This window comes from Streptomyces sp. NPDC007095, from assembly GCF_040634475.1.
Taxonomy (GTDB): Bacteria; Actinomycetota; Actinomycetes; order Streptomycetales; family Streptomycetaceae; genus Streptomyces.
Genome location: NZ_JBEYFS010000402.1, coordinates 1 through 5,609, shown reverse-complemented (window position 1 = coordinate 5,609; position 5,609 = coordinate 1). Strand labels below are relative to the sequence as shown.

The following is a 5,609-nucleotide window of genomic DNA, read 5'->3' as shown; positions in this document are numbered from 1 at the left end:
ACCCTGTCCTCGTCGAACTGCCCGCCGAGCAGCGCCGCCTCGACGACAGCAACGAGGGCTGCCTCTCCGTGCCGACCGCGTACGCGCCGCCGCCCACGCCTCCGGTCTGCTGCGGGAGGCGCTGCGCGTGGCCCGGACGTACGGCATGGCGGCCCTCGCGATCGAGTGCGCGGCTCTGCTGGACTCCACGGCGGACGCCTAGGTTCTGCTGGACTCCACGGCGGACGCCTAGGTCCTGTCCGGCGGATCAGGGGACGTAGGGATACGCGTGCCGCCGGGCCCCTTTCGCATGGGCCCGGCGGCACGGATGGTGTGGAGCGGACGGACTACGGCTTGCGGGCCACCACCCCGTACATCGCGATGTCCTCGTCGCGGATGCCTGTCTCCGTGCCGTCCGGGTGCCACTTGTGGACCTGGACGACGCCGGGCTCGACGAGTTCGAGGCCCTCGAAGAACTCCTCGGCCTCCGCGTGGGTGCGAAGCCGCATGGGCATGTTGCGGGCCGCGTACTCACGGGCGACGCGGGCCACCTCAGCGGGCGCGAACTCGGCGGTGCCGATGGACATCGCCAGGTAGCTGCCCGAGGGAAGGGGCTCCAGGAGGCGCCGGACGATGCCGACCGCGTCGTCCTCGTCCAGGACGAAGTGGACGATGGCGATCACCGTGAGGGCGACCGGCTGGGTGAGGTCGAGGGTGTCACGCAGTTCAGCCGCGCCCAGGATCGTCGCCGGATCGAGCATGTCCGCCTCGACGTACGCGGTCTTGCCCTCGGGAGTGCTCGACAGTAAACCCTGTGACAGGGTGAGGACGATGGGGTCGTTGTCCACGTAGACGACCCGTGAGTCGGGGGCCACCGACTGGGCGATCTCATGGAGGTTGGGGGAGGTGGGGATGCCGGTGCCGATGTCGAGGAACTGGCGTATCCCCGCCTCCTTGGCCAGATAGGCCACCGCGCGGTTCATCCAGTCGCGGTTGGCCTTCATGTGGATCGGCAGGGCGGGCCACTCCCGCGCCATCGCGTCGCCCGCCTCCTTGTCGGCGGGGTAGTAGTCCTTACCGCCCAGTATGTAGTCGTAGATGCGCGCGGAGTGCGCGCTCTCGGTGTCGATACGGTCGGCAGGCCATCCGTTGTCGGGCAACGCCGCCCCTCCCATCAAGTCGTCGGTGCACAGCTGGTGTTCGTGGGGGAAAGAGATCGTCGTGGGGGAAAGAACAGGGCATAGCAATCAGACAAGGTTGTCAGAGGAGGAAGTCGGCCTCCCCCGCCTTGACGCCCGCAAGAAAGCTCGTCATTTCACGGGGCGTGAAAACCAGGGCGGGCCCTTCGGGATCGGTGGACTGACGCAGCGCGATCCGCCCGTCGCCCAGTTTCTTCGCCTCGACGCAGGCGCCGCCCGCGTCGTCGCTCCATGGCTTGGACCAGCCCTGCGTGCCCAGTTCCCGGGACGGCATGCCGTTGCGTATGTGGAGGTGCACTCATAGCTCCTTGCGAATCGCACCGAGAAGTTCCTCGGTCTTCCTGGCGGGCGTCGACTGTGCGCCCAGCCGGTCCAGGGCCTCGCGGTACACCACGACGTCGTCGTCCTTGTCGAGGTAGACGGCGCCCACCAGACCGCTCAGATAGACGATGTCCGGCAACTCGGGTGCCCTGAACCGGAAGAGATGGAACGCGCCGGCCCGCATGGCCGGATGCGGGCCGTTTCTGAACGGCATGATCTGCAGGGTCACATGGGGGAGCCTGTTGACCGCGATCAGATGGTCGATCTGCGCGCGCATCACCTCGGGCCCGCCGACCGGCCACCTCAGCACGGTCTCGTCCATCACCACCCAGACGCGCGGCGGAGCGGGCCGGGACAGCAGCTCCTGACGGCGCATGCGCAGCGCGACCCGGCGCTCGGTCGCCTCGGCCGAGGCGTGCGGATTGCCCGCGCCGAGCAGGGCGCGCGCGTACGCCTCCGTCTGCAGCAGCCCGTGCACGAATTCAGCCTCGTACGCACGGATCTGGAGGGCAGCCTGCTCCAGGCTCAGATACGCCGCGAACCAGTCCGGCAGGACATCTCGGTATGTGTGCCACCAGCCGCGTTTGTTGGCCTCGCGGACCGACTTCAGGAAGGTGTCGATCTCCTGCTGGTCCGTCACGCCGTACGTCCGGAGGAGCTTCTCGGCGTCGGTGAGCCGGAGCCGGGCCACCTTGGCGGCCTCCATCCGGCGGATGGTGGAGTGGCTGACGCCGATCGCCTCGCCCGCCTGCTCGTATGTCAGCCCGGCCTGGGTGCGCAGCTCCTCCAGCTGCTTGCCGAGAATCATGCGCAGGACGGAAGGGGCGCCGCCCCAGTCGGTCTCCGTGGACACGCCTTACCCCCTCACAGCGGGCTTCGAGGTCGCAGTCTGTCACGATCATCCGTCGACGGGGGAAGCATGCACCTGGCACATTGCAATTTTCAACTTGTCGGTTGCGAGGTGTTGTTGGCAGCTGCCACAGTGGTCATATCGTCCCTGGCCCGGTGAAGGGAGTGGTTGTGCGGCCCAGTTGGGGGAGACGGGGCTGCGACGTGATGCCTTGCACGGTGAGTTGTGCGCATCTCGCGGCGGTGCGGGGCCACGGGGGACGGCATTGGCACCGCTTGTGGTGCGAAGGCAGACGAAAGGCGAACGGCGATGACCCCGCCCTCCCTCCCCCAGCCTTTGGGCCTACCGCCAGGGGACGAACATCCCCGTCGGGCAAATGTGTTCGCCCTGCCCGCGGCGCCCGCCTCGGTGGGTATGGCCCGAAGAGACGTCCGTGAGTCGCTCACCGAGTGGGGCATCGCCCCCGAGACCCGCGACAACGCGATCCTGGTGACCTCCGAGCTCGTCACCAACGCGCTGACGCACACGGCGAGCGAGTGGATCGTGTGCAGAGTCCACATCGCCGAGGAGCGGCTCCACATCGAGGTCGAGGACCAGCACCGTGGCTGGAGCCTTCCGGCCCAGCGCCGGCCGGGGCCGGACGATCAGGGTGGACGTGGACTCCTGCTGGTCGGCGCCCTGAGCAGCGACTGGGGCGTCAGAGACACCGCCGACGGCTCCGGACGCATCGTCTGGGCCGTACTGCCGTCGAAGGGAGGAGACACCGTGTCGACCGGCTCGCCGGCGACCGTGACCATGGCCCGGCCCATCCCCCACTCGGCCGAAGGATCTTTATCTGATGGAACAACAGCACATTCCTGACCTGCGCGATCACCAGCCCGCCGGCCACCCGAGCGATCACCTTTCCGCCCTCGACGGCCAAGACCGTCTCCCGGCCCCCGGCGGCCGAGACCCTCTCGCCGCCCCCGACGGCCGCGATCACACCGACGCCGTCGATGCGCGCCCGTACCCCGCCGTCTTCGGCCTGCGTATATACATCCCCACCGCGCCGCCGCACGAGTCCCCGGCACGACTGGCGATACCCGCCGAGTTGTCCGCCGGTCTGGGATACGACGCCGTGGGCACCTCCCCGGAACACGGGCAGCGGATCATGGACTGTCTGCCCCGCGTCGGTTGTGTCTTCGCCGACGACGAGCGGTGGTGGTGGATCGTCCCGTCCGGCTCCCACATAGGCGTCACCTGGCCTGCCTCCACCAGCTACGCGGTGGGCGCGCGGCTGGCCGACCCGTCCTGGACACGGTCCCTGCCGCGCTCACGGTCCGCTCGCCCCCGTCTGATCCACCGGCCCGAGGGCGACTCGCCGTACACGCCGCCGATCCCGCTGTACTTCCTCACCTGCCGCCTCGCGGGCAGCACTCCGAGCTGGTCGCTCGGCGCGGGTATCTAGTGCCGCGGCAGGCAACGTTTGCCCGTCAAGGAGCGGTGTCCGGTGCGGCGAGAGTGCGTGCCGGGCGTCGCGACGGGGCGAACGTTGCCTGTTGCGGCACTAGAGACCTGCTGCTCTTCGGCCCGCCGACACGCAAGCGATGACCTGCACAACTGTCCGTGGCCGGGCGACTGCCTCGTCGATCAGGATGTGCGCGGGGCGGGCGTGAGAGAGGCCGGTCCGCGTGGGCGGGCCGGCCTGTGGGGTTGTTCGTTCCTTTCGTGGGGCCTGGGCCCAGCTCGGGCATCGACTTGCGGTGCTGGGCCCGGCTGTGGGCCTCCGGTGCCGCTCCCGGGGGATGTCCGTCGGGACCGCTCCGAAGGGTGTCCGTCGGGCCTACGCCCGAGGAGTGCTCTTCGTCGTCGCGAGCGCGCACAGCGCCCCCAGCACCACGGCCAACGCGCCGATGATGATGCTGTTGATCACGACGCCGGTGTCCGGGCTGGTTCCGACCACCCACGGTGAGATGATCATCCACGCGCCCATCGCGCAGATGGCCCAGCTCAGGCCGTACATCCTTTCGGGGGCCATGGTGAATCCGAGGGCCAGTAGGCCTATGGCGATGCCCATGATGAGGTTGTGCGTCGCCAGGGCGGGCTGACTCGTCGTGTAGTGGAGTATCCACGGGGACGCGGCGCAGTACAGACCGAGCAGGAACACCGGTCCGTCCACGAGCGCCACATCGCGGCCACCGAGCATGCGGTCATACCGCTCCCGCATTTCGGATGCATCGGGGTGGGTCGTGATGTCACCTCTGGGGTGCGAGACGTTGGCCATGAGTCGTCTCCTTCGTTCTCTGCAGGCCTGACCGCTTCTGGTGCGGTATGCGGTTGGCGCCGCTTGTTTTCATTGTGCTCTTATTTCTTCTTTATGTGTAGAGGTCGCTTTTCTCTTCAGCGGGGCGGGATCCATCCTCAGGGGGCGATGAGGAGGCGGGCGATGGCGCGGCGGGCCCGCGTGGGTGCCTGTGGGTCGCGATGGAGCTGGATGGACTGACTGGCCGCCAGGGCCACGCCGTTGAGCTCGAAGGCGAGCTGTTCCGCATCGGTGCGCGGCGGCAGTTCGCGGGCCTCGACCGCCGTGCCCAGCTCCGCCGCGACATACGCCGACCACGAGGCGAGCGCGTCGAGCACCGCGTCGCGGACCGGACCGGGCCTGCCGTCGAACTCGCTCGCCACCGAGCCGAGGAAGCAGCCCCCGTGCCCCTCGCCCTCGGCCATGCAGTCGATCCACTCGTCGAAGGCGCGCGTCAGCCGTTCGGTGCCGGGTCTGGCGCCGACGGCCCGGGCCGGCAAGCGTAGCCCGAACGTCCCGACGGCCGCTGCCAAGCTGCCGCTCGAACCTGCCGCACTCCTCCTCGTCGAGGGCGTGCAGGGCGTACGCGCCCGTCAGGGTGTGCAGATCGGCCATGGTCGCACCGGTCTCGCCACGACGTCGTAGACCGCGGTGAAGGCCTGCTGGTCGCCTCGGGGGACGTCGGCCATCAGGTCCGGCAGACGGGGCTCCGCGGCCGGGCTTCTCCCGATCTCCACGGCTTCCTTCACAGGGGGTCCTCCAGGACGTACGAATGGTTCGGGTGGGATCCGGAGCCGGTGGGGCGGCGGATCGGCCCGCGGCGGCGAATTCACCGGTGGGGGCTTCGGCGCGGGCGTGGCGAGGGCGGTTTCGCGGGCATGGCGTGCGCCGCCGGGCGTTCAGCGGTCTGGGCGAAGACGGCCCGACCCACCAGCCGGTCGAACACCTGGCCTCGCTGCGCGCCATCCCGGGCCTGAAC

General features: G+C 69.2%; 9 protein-coding genes and 1 pseudogene. 4 read left to right on the top strand and 6 right to left on the bottom strand.

Translation table 11 applies throughout. From position 1 onward, the window contains the following. Positions 1–89: pseudogene (locus ABZ656_RS55930) on the top strand (peptide deformylase); the annotation flags it as partial. Between the two features lie 237 nt (positions 90–326). On the opposite strand, the gene ABZ656_RS55925 reads toward ABZ656_RS55930, so the two are convergent. From ABZ656_RS55925 to ABZ656_RS55915, 3 genes are all read right to left on the bottom strand, one after another. Beyond that, a complete protein-coding gene (locus ABZ656_RS55925) occupies positions 327–1,139 on the bottom strand; it encodes an SAM-dependent methyltransferase (protein ID WP_360280151.1) in 813 nt (270 codons plus the stop codon). A 100-nt stretch (positions 1,140–1,239) separates the two neighbouring features. After that, entirely contained in the window at positions 1,240–1,452 is a 213-nt protein-coding gene (locus ABZ656_RS55920; RefSeq protein WP_054233852.1) for a DUF397 domain-containing protein, read from the bottom strand. Positions 1,453–1,476: 24 nt separating this feature from the next. Beyond that, positions 1,477–2,352, bottom strand: a complete 876-nt coding sequence (locus tag ABZ656_RS55915) for a Scr1 family TA system antitoxin-like transcriptional regulator (protein WP_101407199.1) — start codon at positions 2,350–2,352, stop codon at positions 1,477–1,479. A gap of 375 nt (positions 2,353–2,727) precedes the next feature. On the opposite strand from ABZ656_RS55915, the gene ABZ656_RS55910 reads away from it, so the two are divergent. Both ABZ656_RS55910 and ABZ656_RS55905 read left to right on the top strand, forming a co-directional pair. Continuing rightward, the gene (locus ABZ656_RS55910; RefSeq protein ID WP_101407198.1) at positions 2,728–3,210 is read left to right on the top strand and encodes an ATP-binding protein; all 483 of its coding nucleotides are present in this window, start codon (positions 2,728–2,730) and stop codon (positions 3,208–3,210) included. After that, complete coding sequence (locus ABZ656_RS55905) at positions 3,188–3,796, top strand: hypothetical protein (protein WP_360280147.1); 609 nt, start codon at positions 3,188–3,190, stop codon at positions 3,794–3,796. The genes ABZ656_RS55910 and ABZ656_RS55905 overlap by 23 nt, the downstream gene beginning before the upstream one ends. Before the next feature lie 375 nt (positions 3,797–4,171). Here ABZ656_RS55905 and ABZ656_RS55900 read toward each other — a convergent pair whose 3' ends face one another. The 3 genes from ABZ656_RS55900 to ABZ656_RS55890 form a co-directional block, all read right to left on the bottom strand. After that, positions 4,172–4,612 (bottom strand): SPW repeat protein, encoded by a 441-nt coding sequence (locus tag ABZ656_RS55900; RefSeq protein WP_101407197.1) that lies wholly within the window; start codon positions 4,610–4,612, stop codon positions 4,172–4,174. Between the two features lie 137 nt (positions 4,613–4,749). Beyond that, on the bottom strand, positions 4,750–5,130 hold the full coding sequence (locus tag ABZ656_RS55895; protein WP_360280144.1) for a hypothetical protein: 381 nt from the start codon (positions 5,128–5,130) through the stop codon (positions 4,750–4,752). A 93-nt stretch (positions 5,131–5,223) separates the two neighbouring features. After that, positions 5,224–5,379: a hypothetical protein gene (locus ABZ656_RS55890; RefSeq protein ID WP_180362686.1), complete on the bottom strand. Its 156-nt coding sequence runs from the start codon at positions 5,377–5,379 to the stop codon at positions 5,224–5,226. A gap of 23 nt (positions 5,380–5,402) precedes the next feature. Between ABZ656_RS55890 and ABZ656_RS55885 the strand changes: the two genes are divergently transcribed. Then, positions 5,403–5,609, top strand: a 207-nt coding sequence (locus tag ABZ656_RS55885; protein WP_360280141.1) for a hypothetical protein, incomplete at its 3' end; no start/stop codon positions are given.